The 15,410-nt window shown below is 72.0% G+C and carries 12 protein-coding genes; 5 read left to right on the forward strand and 7 right to left on the reverse strand.

The features are described 5' to 3' along the window. The first annotated feature begins 309 nt into the window (after positions 1-309). A complete protein-coding gene (locus tag ACWD01_RS00595) occupies positions 310-1,677 on the forward strand; it encodes an FAD-dependent oxidoreductase (protein ID WP_451156596.1) in 1,368 nt (455 codons plus the stop codon). A 95-nt stretch (positions 1,678-1,772) separates the two neighbouring features. Here ACWD01_RS00595 and ACWD01_RS00600 read toward each other — a convergent pair whose 3' ends face one another. Beyond that, positions 1,773-2,015 (reverse strand): hypothetical protein, encoded by a 243-nt coding sequence (locus tag ACWD01_RS00600; RefSeq protein ID WP_451156598.1) that lies wholly within the window; start codon positions 2,013-2,015, stop codon positions 1,773-1,775. Positions 2,016-2,284: 269 nt separating this feature from the next. Between ACWD01_RS00600 and ACWD01_RS00605 the strand changes: the two genes are divergently transcribed. Further along, positions 2,285-4,063, forward strand: a complete 1,779-nt coding sequence (locus ACWD01_RS00605; protein WP_451156600.1) for a LuxR C-terminal-related transcriptional regulator — start codon at positions 2,285-2,287, stop codon at positions 4,061-4,063. A 175-nt stretch (positions 4,064-4,238) separates the two neighbouring features. Next, positions 4,239-5,633, forward strand: a complete 1,395-nt coding sequence (locus ACWD01_RS00610) for an FAD-binding oxidoreductase (RefSeq protein WP_451157329.1) — start codon at positions 4,239-4,241, stop codon at positions 5,631-5,633. 16 nt (positions 5,634-5,649) lie between these two features. On the opposite strand, the gene ACWD01_RS00615 is transcribed toward ACWD01_RS00610, so the two are convergent. From ACWD01_RS00615 to leuA, 5 genes are all read right to left on the reverse strand, one after another. Then, positions 5,650-6,324, reverse strand: a complete 675-nt coding sequence (locus ACWD01_RS00615) for a response regulator (protein ID WP_451156602.1) — start codon at positions 6,322-6,324, stop codon at positions 5,650-5,652. Then, a complete protein-coding gene (locus tag ACWD01_RS00620) occupies positions 6,321-7,547 on the reverse strand; it encodes a sensor histidine kinase (RefSeq protein ID WP_451156604.1) in 1,227 nt (408 codons plus the stop codon). The genes ACWD01_RS00615 and ACWD01_RS00620 overlap by 4 nt, the downstream gene beginning before the upstream one ends. A 258-nt stretch (positions 7,548-7,805) precedes the next feature. Then, positions 7,806-9,887, reverse strand: a complete 2,082-nt coding sequence (locus ACWD01_RS00625) for an MMPL family transporter (protein ID WP_451156606.1) — start codon at positions 9,885-9,887, stop codon at positions 7,806-7,808. A 159-nt stretch (positions 9,888-10,046) separates the two neighbouring features. Beyond that, on the reverse strand, positions 10,047-10,739 hold the full coding sequence (locus ACWD01_RS00630) for a tellurite resistance TerB family protein (RefSeq protein ID WP_451156608.1): 693 nt from the start codon (positions 10,737-10,739) through the stop codon (positions 10,047-10,049). A 204-nt stretch (positions 10,740-10,943) separates the two neighbouring features. Beyond that, positions 10,944-12,707, reverse strand: a complete 1,764-nt coding sequence (gene leuA, locus ACWD01_RS00635; RefSeq protein ID WP_451156610.1) for a 2-isopropylmalate synthase — start codon at positions 12,705-12,707, stop codon at positions 10,944-10,946. 294 nt (positions 12,708-13,001) lie between these two features. Here leuA and ACWD01_RS00640 point away from each other — a divergent pair, with 294 nt between their 5' ends. Together ACWD01_RS00640 and ACWD01_RS00645 are read left to right on the forward strand one after the other, a co-directional pair. Further along, entirely contained in the window at positions 13,002-14,057 is a 1,056-nt protein-coding gene (locus tag ACWD01_RS00640; protein ID WP_451156612.1) for a M4 family metallopeptidase, read from the forward strand. A gap of 59 nt (positions 14,058-14,116) precedes the next feature. Continuing rightward, the gene (locus tag ACWD01_RS00645; protein WP_451156614.1) at positions 14,117-14,383 is read left to right on the forward strand and encodes a protealysin inhibitor emfourin; all 267 of its coding nucleotides are present in this window, start codon (positions 14,117-14,119) and stop codon (positions 14,381-14,383) included. Positions 14,384-14,430: 47 nt separating this feature from the next. Here the strand turns inward: ACWD01_RS00645 and era are convergent, their stop codons facing one another. After that, complete coding sequence (gene era / locus ACWD01_RS00650) at positions 14,431-15,372, reverse strand: GTPase Era (RefSeq protein ID WP_451156616.1); 942 nt, start codon at positions 15,370-15,372, stop codon at positions 14,431-14,433. Positions 15,373-15,410 lie beyond the last annotated feature (38 nt).

The following is a 15,410-nucleotide window of genomic DNA, read 5'->3' on the forward strand; positions in this document are numbered from 1 at the left end:
TCCTCGGCAGGCGGCGCGGGAATTCCTCGGCGCGGGTACCGCAAACCGACGGCATTTCCAGGCAGATGCGCCGAACGCCCACCACCGGGCCACCTCTCTTGGAGCACTTTCCGGCCATGCGCGAGCCGACGGCAGCCCCCACCGGTCGACGGCCACCCTCACCGTCCCCCGCGACGTCCATCAAGCAGACCTTTGAGAGGGCATAAGCCTGCCTTATGAGGTCATAGGGCCAGGCCGAGTACTGACTTAGGCTTGCCTTTGTTTAGGGTTACCGACGAGCCAGTTGTCGCCGCTCGAAGGGAACCTGTCATGCCCCGCCCCTTGCGGGTAGCCATCGTCGGAGCCGGCCCCGCCGGTATCTACGCCGCCGATGCGCTGCTGAAGTCCGAGGTGGCCGCTGCCGACCCCGGCGTGTCCATCGATCTCTTCGAGCGTATGCCCGCGCCCTTCGGCCTGATCCGTTACGGCGTCGCCCCCGACCACCCGCGCATCAAGGGCATCATCACCGCCCTGCACCAGGTGCTCGACAAGCCGCAGATCCGCCTCTTCGGCAACGTCGACTACGGCAACGACCTCAGCCTGGACGATCTCCGCACCTTCTACGACGCGGTCATCTTCTCCACCGGCGCGACCGCCGACCGGGCACTCGACATACCGGGCGTCGAGCTGGACGGCTCGTACGGCGCGGCCGACTTCGTCTCCTGGTACGACGGGCACCCGGACTGGCCGCGCACCTGGTCGCTGGAGGCCGAGAAGGTCGCCGTGCTCGGCGTCGGCAACGTCGCGCTCGACGTGGCGCGCATCCTCGCGAAGACGGCGGACGAGCTGCTGCCGACCGAGATCCCGCCGAACGTCTACGACGGGCTCAAGGCCAACAAGGCCGTGGAGGTCCACGTCTTCGGGCGCCGCGGGCCGGCGCAGGCCAAGTTCAGCCCCATGGAGCTCCGCGAACTGGACCACTCCCCCAACATCGAGGTCATCGTCGACCCCGAGGACATCGACTACGACGCGGGCTCGATCGAGACCCGCCGGGGCAACAAGCAGGCCGACATGGTCGCGAAGACGCTCGAGAACTGGGCGATCCGGGACGTCGGCGAGCGCCGGCACAAGCTGTTCCTGCACTTCTTCGAGTCGCCGACGGAGATCCTCGGCGAGGACGGCAAGGTCGTCGGCCTGCGCACCGAGCGCACCGCGCTCGACGGCACGGGCAACGTGAAGGGCACCGGCGAGTTCAAGGACTGGGACGTCCAGTCCGTCTACCGGGCCGTGGGCTACCTCTCCGACGAGCTGCCGAAACTCCCCTGGGACGTCACGACGGGCACGGTCCCGGACGAGGGCGGCCGCGTGATCGAGGAGTCCGGCGAGCACCTGGACTCCACGTACGTCACGGGCTGGATCCGACGCGGCCCGGTGGGCCTCATCGGCCACACCAAGGGCGACGCGAACGAGACCGTCGCGAACCTGCTGAAGGACTACGCGAACGGCCGCCTCCAAACGCCGGCCTCGCCCGAGCCGGAGGCCGTGGAGTCCTTCCTCGCGGACCGGAACGTCCGCTGGACGACCTGGCAGGGCTGGTACGAGCTCGACGCGGCCGAGAAGGCGCTGGGCGAGCCGCAGGGCCGCGAGCGCGTGAAGATCGTCGAGCGCGAGGACATGCTCAGGGCGAGCGGCGCGTAGTCCGAGGACGCGGCGGACACCGGGGCCCGGCGGCGACAGCCGCCGGGCCCCGGTGTTTCAGGCTGCCCCGGTGTTTCAGGCTACGGAGCCCGCGGTCACGGTCGGGCCAGCGCCCACACCCACGTGCTGCTGCCCACCTTGAGGGCCTTGCAGTAGTACTCCGGGCCGGCCGCGTTCGCAGCGGTGTTGCACGACTTCGCGCCGGCGGACGTGTACGGGTACCACCGCACCACGACCTCGGCCGAAGCGGTTCCGGCCGTCAGAGCCAGGACCGCGGTGGCGGCGCCGGCAGCGGTTCCCACCCGTACCGCAGCGCGCCTCAGCGTTGACGTCATCATGAGATTCCCCCTCGGGTCATCGACTGAGCGGCGATCATGACATGCGTAAAGCTTGCGGAAACAGACGCCGATCCGGCCAAATCGTCCTGGCTTGTATCGTGCGGTCACGGATATTCGCGGCGTCACGGCTCTGGGACCGTGCAGTCCCGCGAGGTTGAGGCCGACGCGACCGCCGAGCCCCGTCGCCGCCCGGTCGCCCTTCCGCGGCGGGGCCAGGGCTTTCGGCGGTGACCGGGCCGCTCCTATCCTGAGGTGGGAAGGGAGCGGCCATGGCCGTCCAGTCGGCCCCCTCCGTCGAGCGGGCGCGGGACGCGGCGGCCCGGGAATCCTGGGCCGAGGCGTACGTACTGCTGCACGCTCTCGACCGGGACGGACTCCGCGCGGACGGGCGGCGGCGACCCGGCTCCCGCCCGCTCTCCCCCGGCGACCTCGACCTCCTCTCCGACGCGGCCTGGTGGAGCGGGCACGTGGACGAGTCGGTCGACGCCCGGCTGCGCGCGCACGCCGGGTACGCGGCGGCCGGTGACCGGCGCCGGGCGGGGTGCGCCGCGTGGTGGCTCTTCTACGAGTACCGCAGTCTGGGCCGCCCCGGCGCCGCCGCGGGCTGGCTGCACCGGGCCCGGCTGCATCTGGAGCACGAGCCGGACTGCCCGGAGCAGTGCTTCCTGGCCTGGACCGAGTCGGAGGAGGCGCAGAGCGCCGCCGACCCCGAAGCGGCGCTGGCCGCCGTCCGGCGGATGCACCGCATCGCGGTCGACTCCGGCAGCCCCGACCTCGTCGCGCTGAGCCGCCAGGCGCACGCGGCGGTGCTGCTGGCGAACGGCCGGCGGGCCGAGGCGCTGGCCCTGCTGGACGACGCGATGTGCGCGGTCACGGCGGGCGAGCTGAACGGCATGTTCACCGGCTGGCTCTACTGCATGGCGCTCACCCACTGCATGGCCGCCGCCGACTTCGCGCGGGCCGTCGAATGGACCGACGCCGCCATGGCCTGGTGCTCCGTCCCCTGGTCGCGGCACGCCGCCCCGGCCCCCGACGGCGGCGTCGGTACGGCGGACGGCGCCACCCTGACGGACAACCCCTTCCGCGGGCTCTGCCGCATCCACCACGTGCAGGTGCTGGACCTCCTCGGATCGTGGCCGCTGGCCGCCGCGGAGGCCGAGCGGGTCTGCCAGGAGGTCATGCCCGACTGTCTCGAGGCCGCCGCCGCCGCCCACTACGAGGCCGGGGAGATCCAGCGCCGCCGGGGCCGCCTCGACGACGCCGCCGCCTCGTACGCCCGCGCCCACGAACTGGGCCTCACGCCGCAGCCCGGTCTCGCCCTGCTGCGCCTGGCGCAGGGGAAGGCGGAGGCGGCCGTGACCGGGCTGCGGCCGGCGCTCGCCTGCCAGGGCGAGGCGCCGGCCGACCTGCTCGGACGGGCGCGGCTGCTCGCCGCGCAGACGGAGGTGTCGCTCGCCGTCGGTGACGTGGACAGCGCCGCCACCGCCGTGAAGGAGCTGGAGACGCTCGCCGCCACCGGCCCCCGACCGCCCACCGCGACCCTGCTGCGGGCCATGGCCGACACGGCGCAGGGCTCGCTCGCCCTCGCCCAGGGCCGCCCCGAGGGCCCCGACGACCCCGACGCGGCGCTGCGGCCGCTGCGCCGCGCCCTGGCGGGCTGGCTGGGGATGCGCATCCCGTACGAGGCCGCGCAGGTGCGCATGCTGCTGGCCGCCGCCTGCCGGGCGGCCGGCGACAGCGAGGCCGCGCGCCTGGAACTGCGGGCCGCGCGGAGCACGTTCGAGCAACTGGGCGCGCTCCCCGACGCCCGTCGTGCGGCGGCCCTGCTCAGCGAACGGCCGCGGGGCCTGCCCGGCGGTCTCACCCGGCGGGAGGCGGAGGTGCTGCGGCTGGTCGCCGCGGGCGGCACCAACCGGGACATCGCCCGGGAACTGGTGATCAGCGAGCACACCGTCGCGCGTCATCTGAACAACATCTACGCCAAGCTGGACGTGACCTCCCGCGCCGCCGCCACCGCCTACGCCTGCGCTCACGGCCTGGCCGGCTGATTCCCCGCGCCGTATGGGCCGTTCTGCCCATACCGGCCCCTTACGACAAGTGGACGGTCCGGGCGATGCCCGGACCGGTCCCCGCGGCCTACAACGGACTCATCGGCTCATGAGCCCCGCGGACACGTCCCGGGCCATGGGAACGCACACGTCCACCCCGAAAGCCGGTGCCGTCATGACCGCGCTGACCACCCCCTCGACCGAACCGGCCGACCTGGCCCTGGAGCCCCTGCACGCCGCCGTGCGCGGCGATGTCATCGAGCCGGGCGACCCCGCCTACGACCAGGCCCGCCGCGTCTACAACGCCGCCCACGACCGCCACCCGGCCGTCGTCGTACGCCCCGTCGACGCCGCCGACGTGATCGCCGCCGTGCACTTCGCCCGCGACCACGCCCTGCCGCTCGCCGTCCGCGGCGGCAGCCACGCGGTCGCCGGCCACGGCACGTGCGACGGCGGACTCGTCGTCGACCTGTCCCGGATGCGCGCGGTCCGCGTCGACCCCGTCACCCGTACCGCCCGCGCCGAAGGCGGCTGCACCTGGGGCGACTTCGACCACGCCACGCACGCCTTCGGCCTCGCCACCACCGGCGGAGTCGTCTCCACCACGGGGATCGCCGGACTGACCCTCGGCGGCGGCATGGGCCACCTCGCCCGCCGCTACGGCCTGAGCTGCGACAACCTCGTCTCCGCCGATGTCGTCACCGCCGAAGGGGCCCTCGTCACCTGCGACGCCGCGCACCACCCCGACCTGTTCTGGGCGCTGCGCGGCGGAGGCGGCAACTTCGGCGTCGTCACGTCGTTCCAGTACCGGCTGCACCCGGTGGACGTCGTCCTCGGCGGCCCCACGCTCTATCCGCTCGACGGCGACGTGGCGCGCCGCTGGCGGGACATGATCGCCGACGCCCCCGAGGAGTTCAACTCGCTCTTCGCCGTGATCCTCGGGCCGCAGGTCCCGTTCCTGCCGGAACGGTGGCACGGCCGCCCCGTGTGCGGTGTGGTCACGTGCTTCAGCGGTCCGCCGGAGGAGGACGACACCATCCGCGGCCGCCTCGCCGAACTCGGCCCGGTCGTCGGCCAGTTCCTCGACCGCATCCCGTACCCGGTGATCAACACCCTGTTCGACGAGGACCTGCCGCCCGGTCTCCACCACTACTGGAAGGGCAACTTCAGCCGCGACCTGAACGACGGCGCCATCGACGTCCATATGACGTACGGCGAGACGATCCCGTCGATGGAGAGCGACACCGTGCTCTTCCCGATCGACGGCGCATGCCATCGCGTCGGCGCGCAGGACACTGCCTTCGCCTACCGTGACGCCGCGTTCTCCCATGCCTTCGGGGCCAGTTACCCCGATCCGGCCGACACCGAGCACAACGTCGCCTGGACCCGTGCGTACGACAGGGCGCTGCGCCCGCACACCGAGGAGGCCGGTTACATCAACTTCATGGACACCGACGACCAGGACCGGGTGCGCGCCAACTACCGGCAGAACTACGACCGGCTGCGGACGGTCAAGCGCCGGTACGACCCGGAGAACCTGTTCCGGATCAACCACAACATCGCGCCCTGAACCGGCCGGCGCCCGCTCACCCCGTTCCCGGCGTCACCAGCCCCGACTCGTAGGCGACGATGACCAGTTGGGCCCGGTCGCGGGCGCCGAGTTTGCTCATGATGCGGCTCACATGGGTCTTGGCCGTCAGGGGGCTCAGGCCAAGCGACTCGGCGATCTCCGTGTTGTTCAGGCCGCGGGCCACCAGAGCCAGGACCTGGCGTTCGCGGACCGTGAGACCGTCCGGGCCGCCCGCCTCCGGCATCCGCGGTGCGCTCAGGACGCGGGCGATCAGCCGGGACGTCGGCCCCGGCGACAGCAGGGACTCGCCGGCCGCGACCGTGCGGATCGCCGCCAGCAGATCGGCCGGCCTGGTGTCCTTCACCAGAAACCCCGACGCGCCCGCCCGCAGTGCCTGAAGGATGTGCTCGTCCGTGTCGTACGTGGTCAGGACGAGGACCTTGACGCCCGCCAGGTCGTCTTCCGCGGCGATCAGGCGGGTGGCCTCGATGCCGTCGAGCTCGGGCATCCGGATGTCCATGACGACGAGGTCCGCCCGCTCGCTGCGGGCCAGTTCGACCGCCTCGACGCCCGTGCCGGCCTGGCCGACGACCTCCATGTCGCGGGCCGACTCCACCAGCATCGCGAACGCGGCCCGTACGAGGGTCTGGTCGTCCGCGAGCAGCACGCGGATCGGGTTCACGGCATTCATACGGCGGCCTCCGAAGGCAGCAGGGGCAAGGTGGCGGCGACTTCGAAACCGGGGCCGTGCACCCGCGGCCCCGCGAAGAGGGTGCCGCCGACGCTGCGCGCCCGCTCCCGCATCCCGATGATGCCGAAGCCGCCGCCCTGGCCGGGAACCGGCTTCGCCGCCTCCCCGTCGTCGGTGACCTCCACCCGGAGCGCGTCCCCGTCCCGGACCACCGTCACCGTGACACGTACCCCGGCGCCACCGTGCCGCACCGCGTTCGTCAGCGACTCCTGCACGATCCGGTACGCGGCCGCCTCCACCGCCGGCGGCATCGGCGCGTCCCCGGTGCTCAGCGTCAACTCCGCCCCCGCCGTCCGCACGAGACCGGGCAGCGCGGCCAGGTCCGGCAGCGGACCGTCGCAGTCGGGGCCGTCGGCACGCAACACCTCGAGCGTGGTGCGCAGTTCACCGCGGGCGGTACGGCACGTCTCCGCGATGTCGTCCAGCGCCTTGGCGATCGAAGCGCGGTCGAGGCGGTCCGGGTCGACGGTCAGGACATGGGAGGCGACGGACGTCTGAACGCCGATGAGCGTGATGGAGTGCGCGAGGAGGTCGTGCAGATCGCGGGCGATCCGCAGCCGCTCCTCCGCGACCCGGCGGGCCGCCTCCTCCTCACGGGTGCGCTCGGCCCGTTCGGCCCGGCCGACTACGGAGGCGATGTAGCGGCGGTAGATCCTCACGTCCACGCCGCACACCAGCACCGCGAGGATCCAGCCGGACGTGCGCAGCGACTCCAGGCCCTCGTGGGTGCCGACGTTGAACATGATCGTGAGGGTGACACCGATGACGAGACACCCGACGAAGAAGGTGTGCAGGGGCCGCGCGGTGACCGCCACGGTGTAGAGCGCGAGCAGGGACGCCGGTACGGGCGCGGCGTGCGTGTTGTCGAGCGCGTGGTACGGCCCGACGAAGGCCAGCACGGCGACGAGCACGGGCCCGGGGTGCGCCCGCCGCCACACCAGCGGCACGACGCTCCCGGCGAGCAGCACCCACCCGAGCGCGTCGGGCCGGCGGCCGTCGTCCACGAGCAGCGCGAGCGCGACGGACAGCGCGCCGAAGGCGGCGGCGATGAAGGCGTCGTTGCGGGTGCGGTGGGGGACGGTGACGGGGTCGCGGCTGATCGCGTTCAACACGCGCTCGCCGAGGCGGGGGCGGGTGGGGGTGGGCGTGGGTGTGTGCGGCACGGGTCCATCCTCGGTCAGCTGTTGTGTCTCCCCCACCCCGCCCCTTCCCGCTGTACCGGATGTGCGGCTCCGCCGCGTGGGGGGCAAGCCCCGGCCCCCGTGCCCGCTGGGTGGGCGGGCCGGGCTTCGCCCGGGCCCGGTACCGCGCTCCGCGCGGTGGCCTCAAACGCCGGCCGCCAGGCCGTAGGGGAGATTGAGGCGCGGGGCTCGGGGCAGCGCCCCGACAAGACCGGCCAACACCGCCCCGCCGCCCCCGGACTACGCGTCGCGACGGCTCAGGCGGCCCGGCCACCACACCCACCGTCCCAGCAGCAGACTCGCCGACGTCACCAGATACGTCCGCACCAGGAACGTGTCCAGCAGCACCCCCACCGCCACCAGGAAGCCCATCTCGAAGAGCGGGACCAGCGGCAGGTTCATCAGGACGGTGAACGTCGCGGCGAGCACGATCCCGGCAGAGGCGATCACGCCGCCCGTGGTGCGCAGCGCGGTCAGCGCCGCGGTGCGCGGTTCCGCGCCCGCGAGTGACTCCTCTCGCATCCGGTGCATCAGGAAGATGCCGTAGTCGACGCCGAGTGCGACGAGGAAGACGAACGACAGCAGTGGCGTGCTCGGGTCGAGCCCGTCGAAGCCGAAGACCGGTTCGAAGAGGAGTCCGCCGAGCCCCATGACCGCTCCCCACACCGCGACGACCGCCGCGGTGAGCATCAGCGGCGCGACGAGGCTGCGGAGCAGCGCGATCAGGATGAGCAGCACCGCGGCGAGCACGAGCGGGATCACGACCCTCTGGTCGCTCGCGCTGGTGGAGGCGAGGTCGAGCTGCTGGGCGCTCGGCCCGCCGACGTGGCTGCCGTCGAGGCCGGCCCGCAGGGCCTTGATCGTGGCGGTCTCGCCCGGCGTCTCCGGCGCGTCCTTGGCGAAGACGGTGATCTCCGTCCAGCCGCCGCCGGAGCGGCCGGCCCGGGCGGCGGCGACCCCTTCGGTGCTCTGGGCCGCGGCCAGGGCCTCGGCGGCACGGTCGGAGGGGGCGACGACGGTGATCGGCTGGCTGCTCTGCCCGGGGTAGGCGTCCGCGAGGGTCTTCATCGCGGCCACGGACTCGGGCTGTTCGGTGAAGCTGTCCTCCTGCGCGAGGTTCCCTGGCATGTTGAACGCGCCGAGGGCAAGCGCGCCCAGCAGCAGCAGGCCCGAGGCGAGGACGGTGCCCGGGCGCCGGCCGGCGGAGCTGCCCATCGCGGCGAACAGGGAGCGGCGCTTCCTGGGCTCGGTTCGGTACGCCGGGACCAGCGGCCAGAACACGCGGCGCCCGAGCAGGACGAGTACGGCGGGCAGCAGGGTCAGCATGGCGGCCATCGCGCACACGACACCGACGGCGCCGACCGGTCCCAGGCCGCTGGCGCTGTTGAGGTCGGCGGCAAGCAGGCACAGCAGGCCCGCCGCGACCGTGCCGGAGGAGGCGAGGACGGCCGGGCCGCATCCGCGCAGGGCGGCGAGCATCGCGTCGTAGGGCCGCTCGATGCGCCGCAGTTCCTCCCGGTAGCGGGCGACGAGCAGCAGGGCGTAGTCGGTGCCCGCGCCGAAGACGAGGACGGTCATGATGGCGGCGCTCTGGCTGGTGACGGTCAGGTCGAAGCCCTTGATGAGTCCGTAGACGAGTGCCTGCGAGGCGACGGCGGCGGCGCCGACGACGGTGAGCGGCACGAGCCACAGGAACGGGCTGCGGTAGGTGAGGATCAGCAGCACGGCGACGACGAGCACGGTGGCCAGCATGAGCGTGCCGTCGATGGTCTCGAAGACCTTCTCCATGTCGGTCATCAGCGCGCCGGGGCCGCCGAGTTCGGCGTCGAGCCCGTCGACGGGGGCGGCGGCAAGCCGTTCGCGCACGTCGTCGACCAGGGCGGTGCGCGCGTCGTTGTCGGTACCGGGCGCGGTGGTCGACATCGGGTACATCAGGGTGGTGCCGTCCTCGGACGGGACGCCCTGCGGCGCCTGGCCGTCGAACGGGTGGGCGCCGGTGATCCGGTCGATCTGCTGCTGCGCGTGGGAGCGGTCGGCGGCGGTGAGCCCGCCGTCCCGGTGGTAGACGACGACCAGTTCGGTCGACTCGCCGCCGGGGAGGGCCTGTTCGATCTTGGCGACCTGCGTGGAGTCGGCGCTGGCCGGCAGGTAGTCGACGACGTTGTCCCGCTGGGCGTCGGCGAGCCCGCCCGCGAAGGGCAGGGCGATCGCGATGACCGCGGCCCACAGCACCACGACGGCCCATGGCACGGCGCGCCGGGCGCCCGGCCGGGCCGGTGGCTTGGACGGTGGTGTCCGGCTTGCGGTCAGTACGGGCCCCATGGGCGTCTCCCCTTCGTACGGGCGTGGTGGCGGGCTGCGTCACCAGCGTCCCGTCGCGGGGAGGCGCTTTCGTCGCGCGGGAGGGCGAGATGCGCCGTACTCCGCGGGGCGGCACGTCCGTGTCCGTACTCCCCGGGGAGTACGGACACGTTCAGGGGGTCAGAAGGGGGTGCGGGCCGTCTCCATCAGGCGGGTGGTGTCGGTCTCGTCCAGCTGCAGCGCCGCACCCACGGTGGCGAGGACCTCGCGCTCGGCCTGGGTGTACGGGCCGTCGGCGAGGGCGATCCGGGCGCCCTGGAGCAGGATCGACTCGCGCCCGGCGGGGGCCAGGTGCGGGGCGAGGGGTTCGAGCGCCTCGTGGAGTTCGATGGCGAGCGCCGCGCCGTAGGGTCCGGCGTCCGTGACGTACCGGCCGGTGTCGGCGGCGAGGGCCTCGATGAGGGAGGTGAGCTGGTCCTCGGTGCAGTCGTCGAGCCCGGCGGCGCGCACGGTGTGTACGGCGGTCTCGCGGACGCTGCGGGAGGAGGTGCCGCCGGCGGCGAGGACGGCGAGGGCGACGGTGTGCACCGCGTCTCTGAGCATCGCGGAGAAGCGGCCGGTGGTGGGGTGGTCGAGGGCGTCCGTCCCGAAGTGCCCGTGGCAGGCGGCGCATTCGACGACGGGCCCGGCGATGCCGCGCGGCAGCAGGGGCACACCGAGGACCGCGAAGCGGCGGCGGCCGGTCCGGCGGCGGTAGTTGCGGTCGCCTCCGCAGCCGGGGCAGAAGAACTCGCCGTCGCCGACGGTGTTCCACGACGTGTGAATGCCGCATACCCGCAGTTTTCGGACGGACCTTCCTTGGGCTGGCAGCACGTCGCACCTCCATCACGCTGCGGCAGCGCTGCCGCGTTGACGTGATGTTAGCCACAGGGAGGATGTCGCGTCAGCACCCCGGAGGACGTGCGCATCCACATGGCCGATTCCGGCCCCCGGCACAACTGCGTGCACAGCACCGCAAAACGCCGGACCCGCTCACGATCGAGCAGGCCCGGCGTCGGGCACGGGAGTGCGGGGGTGTCAGCGGGCCGCGCGGTTGACGGCCGAGACGACCGCCTTCAGGGAGGCGCGCGTGGTGTTGGCGTCGATGCCGATGCCCCACAGCACCTGTCCGTCGATCGCGCACTCGATGTACGAGGCGGCCTGCGCGGACGCGCCCTCGCTCATCGTGTGCTCCTGGTAGTCCAGCAGGCGTACGTCGACGCCGATGCCGTTCAGCGCGTCGAAGAACGCGGAGATCGGACCGTTTCCGGAGCCGGTCAGCACGGTCTCCGCACCGTCGACGACCGCCTCGACGGTCAGCGTGTCCACGCCGTCCTTGTCGGTGGTGGTCTGCCCGGAGAGGATCTGGATGCGGCCCCACGGGTTGTCCGGGTTCGGCAGGTACTCGTCCTGGAAGACGGACCAGATCGCGGCGGGGGTGACCTCGCCGCCCTCGGTGTCGGTCTTGGCCTGGATGATCCTGGAGAACTCGATCTGCATCCGGCGCGGCAGGTCCAGCTTGTGGTCGTTCTTCAGGACGTAGGCGATACCGCCCTTGCCGGACTGCGAGTTGACGCGGATGACGGCCTCGTAGGAGCGGCCGACGTCCTTCGGGTCGATGGGCAGGTACGGCACGGCCCACTCGATGTCGTCCACGCTCTTGCCGGCGGCGGCCGCGTCGGCCTCCATCGCGTCGAAGCCCTTCTTGATGGCGTCCTGGTGGGAGCCGGAGAAGGCGGTGTAGACCAGGTCGCCCGCGTAGGGGTGGCGCGGGTGGACCTCCATCTGGTTGCAGTACTCGCTGGTGCGGCGGATCTCGTCGATCTGCGAGAAGTCGATCTGCGGGTCGACACCCTGGGAGAACAGGTTCATCCCCAGGGTGACCAGGTCGACGTTGCCGGTGCGCTCGCCCTGTCCGAACAGGCAGCCCTCGATCCGGTCGGCCCCCGCCATGATCGCCAGCTCGGCGGCGGCGACGGCGGTGCCGCGGTCGTTGTGCGGGTGGACGGACAGGCAGACGTGCTCGCGGCGGGTCAGGTTCCGCGACATCCACTCGAAGCGGTCGGCGTGCGTGGACGGCGTCGAACGCTCCACGGTGGCCGGCAGGTTGAGGATGATCTCGCGGCCGGGGCCGGGCTGCCACACGTCGCAGACCGCCTCGCAGACCTCCAGGGCGAAGTCCAGCTCGGTGTCGGTGAAGATCTCCGGGCTGTACTGGTAGCCGAAGGCGGTCTCGTCGCCCAGCAGCTTCTCCGCGTACTCCATCACCAGCCGGGTGCCGTCGACCGCGATCTGCTTGATGTCGTCCTTCGAGCCGCGGAAGACGACGCGGCGGAAGGTGGGCGCGGTGGCGTTGTAGAGATGGACCGTGGCGCGCCGGGCGCCGACCAGGGACTCGACGGTCCGCTCGATCAGGTCCTCGCGGGCCTGGGTCAGCACCGAGATGGTGACGTCCTCGGGGATCGCGCCCTCTTCGATGATGGAGCGCACGAAGTTGAAGTCGGTCTCGCCGGAGGACGGGAAGCCGACCTCGATCTCCTTGTACCCCATGCGTACCAGCAGGTCGAACATCTCCCGCTTGCGCGCGGGGCTCATGGGGTCGATCAGCGCCTGGTTGCCGTCCCGCAGGTCGGTGGACAGCCACCGCGGGGCCCTGGTGATCCGCCGCTCGGGCCAGGTCCGGTCGGGGATCTCGACGGCCTCGTACCGGCCGTACTTGTGGATCGGCATCCCGGACGGCTTCTGCAGGTGCGTCGTGTTCGTGATCGGGGTGGGACGGCCGATCCACTGCGACTGTGACATGACGTTGGGCTCCTCTGATCCTGCGGGAAGGGGGCCGACTGGGTCGAAGCAGCACCAGACTCCGCGGGGAGGGGGTCGGCCTATCGACTACAGGCCCTCGCCGCGGCAGCTAAGGAGAAGCAGCCCGAAACGCATGATGCGAAGAAGACTAGCCGAGCTTCGACGGGTGCATGGGGCCTGTTTCAGTATGCGGGACGACCGGTCAGTAACCGTGAAATATGCCCTATCACTCTATTTCATCAACCGTGCTCGCTTTCCGTGACACAGTCGTCACCGGCTGCGACATTGCCCTCCATGGACATTCGCACCCCGGTCTTCTGCGGCATCGTGCCGCCGCACATCCTCGACAAGCTCGCCCGCGCCGACGACCCCGCCCTCTCCGGCCCCGCCCGGCGCACCCTCCAGGCCGACGCCGCGCACCGCACCGGGCGCCGGCTGACCACCGTGGTCGGCGCTGCCGCCCGCCCGGTCGCCGCCCCGGCCGACGGCCCGCGCCGCACCGTGTACGACGCGCACAACGGCACCGCGCTGCCCGGCGCCCGGGTACGCGGCGAGGGTGACGAGGCCGTCAGGGACGCCACCGTCAACCGCGCGTACGCGGGCCTCGGCGCCACCTTCGAACTGCTGACCGCGTACGGGCGCGACTCCGTCGACGGTGCCGGCCTGCCGCTGGACGCGACGGTCCACTACGACGAGCAGTACGGGAACGCCTTCTGGAACGGCGAGCAGATGGTGTTCGGCGACGGCGACGGCGAGGTGTTCCTCGACTTCACCGTCGCGGTCGACGTCATCGCCCACGAGCTGGCGCACGGCCTGACGCAGTACACGGCCAATCTGAGCTACTTCGGCCAGCCCGGCGCCCTCAACGAGTCGGTCTCCGACGTGCTCGGCTCGCTGGTCAAGCAGCGGACGCTGGGCCAGAGCGCCGACGAGGCCGACTGGCTGATCGGCGCCGGCCTGCTCACGCCCCGGGTCACCGGGTCCGCGCTGCGCTCGATGAAGGCGCCGGGGACCGCGTACGACGACGACATGCTGGGCAAGGACCCGCAGCCCGCGACGATGGCGGACTACGTCCGCACCGGCCGCGACAACGGCGGCGTCCACATCAACTCCGGCATCCCCAACCACGCCTTCTATCTGCTCGCCACCCGGCTCGACGGACGCGCCTGGGAGCGGGCCGGACAGATCTGGTTCGACGTGCTCACCGGCGGCGAGCTGACGGTGGACGCCGACTTCGGCAGCTTCGCCCGTCTGACCGCCGCCGCCGCGAAGGCCCGCTACGGCGACGGCGAGGAGCTGGAGGCCGTCCTCAAGGCGTGGTCGCAGGTCGGCGTCAAGACGTCCGAATGAGCACCGGGGCCGGGCGGCCCGGCTGTCGCCCGGCCCCGTTCCGTACTAGAACGGGAACCATGCGTATCCAGGTAAGGCGTACGGGCGGCTTCGCCGGCATCGAGCGTCACGCCGAGGTGGACACCTCGGAGCGGGCCGACGCCGACGAGATGCACGCCCTGGCCGAACAGGCGATGACAGAGGGCCGGGACACCCCGCCCATCGGAGTCCCCGACGGGTTCAGCTACCAGCTCACGGTCGACGGGCGGACGGTCTACTGCTCCGATCCCCGGCTGACCGAGGCACAGCGGCATCTGATCTCGCTGGTGCTCAAAGAAGGGTCCTGAGAAGAAGGGCCCTGAGCCGGTGCCGCGGGCGGTTTCCCGCGCCCGGCTCAGAAGCCCAGCTTCCGGAGCTGCTTCGGGTCGCGCTGCCAGTCCTTCGCGACCTTCACATGCAGGTCCAGGAAGACCGGCGTGCCCAGCAGCGCCTCGATGTGCTTGCGGGACTTGATGCCGACCTCCTTCAGGCGCTTGCCCTTCGGGCCGATGATGATGCCCTTCTGGCTGGGGCGCTCGATGTAGACGTTGGCGTGGATGTCCAGCAGCGGGCGGTCCGCGGGGCGGTCCTCGCGCGGCAGCATCTCCTCGACGACCACCGCGATCGAGTGCGGCAACTCGTCCCGCACGCCCTCCAGCGCGGCCTCGCGGATCAGCTCGGCGACCATCACCTGCTCGGGCTCGTCCGTGAGGTCGCCCTCCGGGTAGAGCGGGGGGCTCTCCGGGAGCAGCGGAATCAGGAGGTCGGCGACCAGCTTCACCTGCTTGTCGCCCACGGCGGAGACCGGCACGATCTCGGTCCACTCGAGGCCGAGCTCCCTGCCCAGCGCGTCGATCGCGATGAGCTGCTCGGCGAGCGTCTTGGAGTCGACCAGGTCGGTCTTGGTGACGATCGCGACCTTGGGAGTCTTCTTGATGCCGGCGAGCTCCTTGGCGATGAAGCGGTCGCCGGGGCCGAGCTTCTGGTCGGCCGGCAGGCAGAAGCCGATCACGTCGACCTCGGCCCAGGTGGTGCGCACCACGTCGTTCAGCCGCTCGCCGAGCAGGGTGCGCGGCTTGTGCAGCCCCGGGGTGTCGACCAGGATCAGCTGCGCCTCCGGACGGTGCACGATGCCGCGCACGGTGTGCCGGGTGGTCTGCGGCCGGTTGGAGGTGATCGCCACCTTCTGGCCGACCAGAGCGTTCGTGAGGGTGGACTTGCCCGCGTTGGGACGGCCGACGAAGCAGGCGAAGCCGGCCCGATGGGGGGCTTCGGAAGACTGGGTACGAGCGCTCATGGCGCCCATTCTCCCTGATGCCGGGGGCGCTCGGTCAC

The sequence above is a fragment of the Streptomyces sp. NPDC002835 genome (assembly GCF_053591995.1).

Coding starts and splice junctions, on each gene's coding strand:
- ACWD01_RS00595 (WP_451156596.1), top strand. CDS start 310: ATGCCCCGCCCCTTGCGGGTAGCCATCGTCGGAGCCGGCCCCGCCGGT.
- ACWD01_RS00600 (WP_451156598.1), bottom strand. CDS start 2,015: ATGATGACGTCAACGCTGAGGCGCGCTGCGGTACGGGTGGGAACCGCT.
- ACWD01_RS00605 (WP_451156600.1), top strand. CDS start 2,285: ATGGCCGTCCAGTCGGCCCCCTCCGTCGAGCGGGCGCGGGACGCGGCG.
- ACWD01_RS00610 (WP_451157329.1), top strand. CDS start 4,239: ATGACCGCGCTGACCACCCCCTCGACCGAACCGGCCGACCTGGCCCTG.
- ACWD01_RS00615 (WP_451156602.1), bottom strand. CDS start 6,324: ATGAATGCCGTGAACCCGATCCGCGTGCTGCTCGCGGACGACCAGACC.
- ACWD01_RS00625 (WP_451156606.1), bottom strand. CDS start 9,887: ATGGGGCCCGTACTGACCGCAAGCCGGACACCACCGTCCAAGCCACCG.
- leuA (WP_451156610.1), bottom strand. CDS start 12,707: ATGTCACAGTCGCAGTGGATCGGCCGTCCCACCCCGATCACGAACACG.
- ACWD01_RS00640 (WP_451156612.1), top strand. CDS start 13,002: ATGGACATTCGCACCCCGGTCTTCTGCGGCATCGTGCCGCCGCACATC.
- ACWD01_RS00645 (WP_451156614.1), top strand. CDS start 14,117: ATGCGTATCCAGGTAAGGCGTACGGGCGGCTTCGCCGGCATCGAGCGT.
- era (WP_451156616.1), bottom strand. CDS start 15,372: ATGAGCGCTCGTACCCAGTCTTCCGAAGCCCCCCATCGGGCCGGCTTC.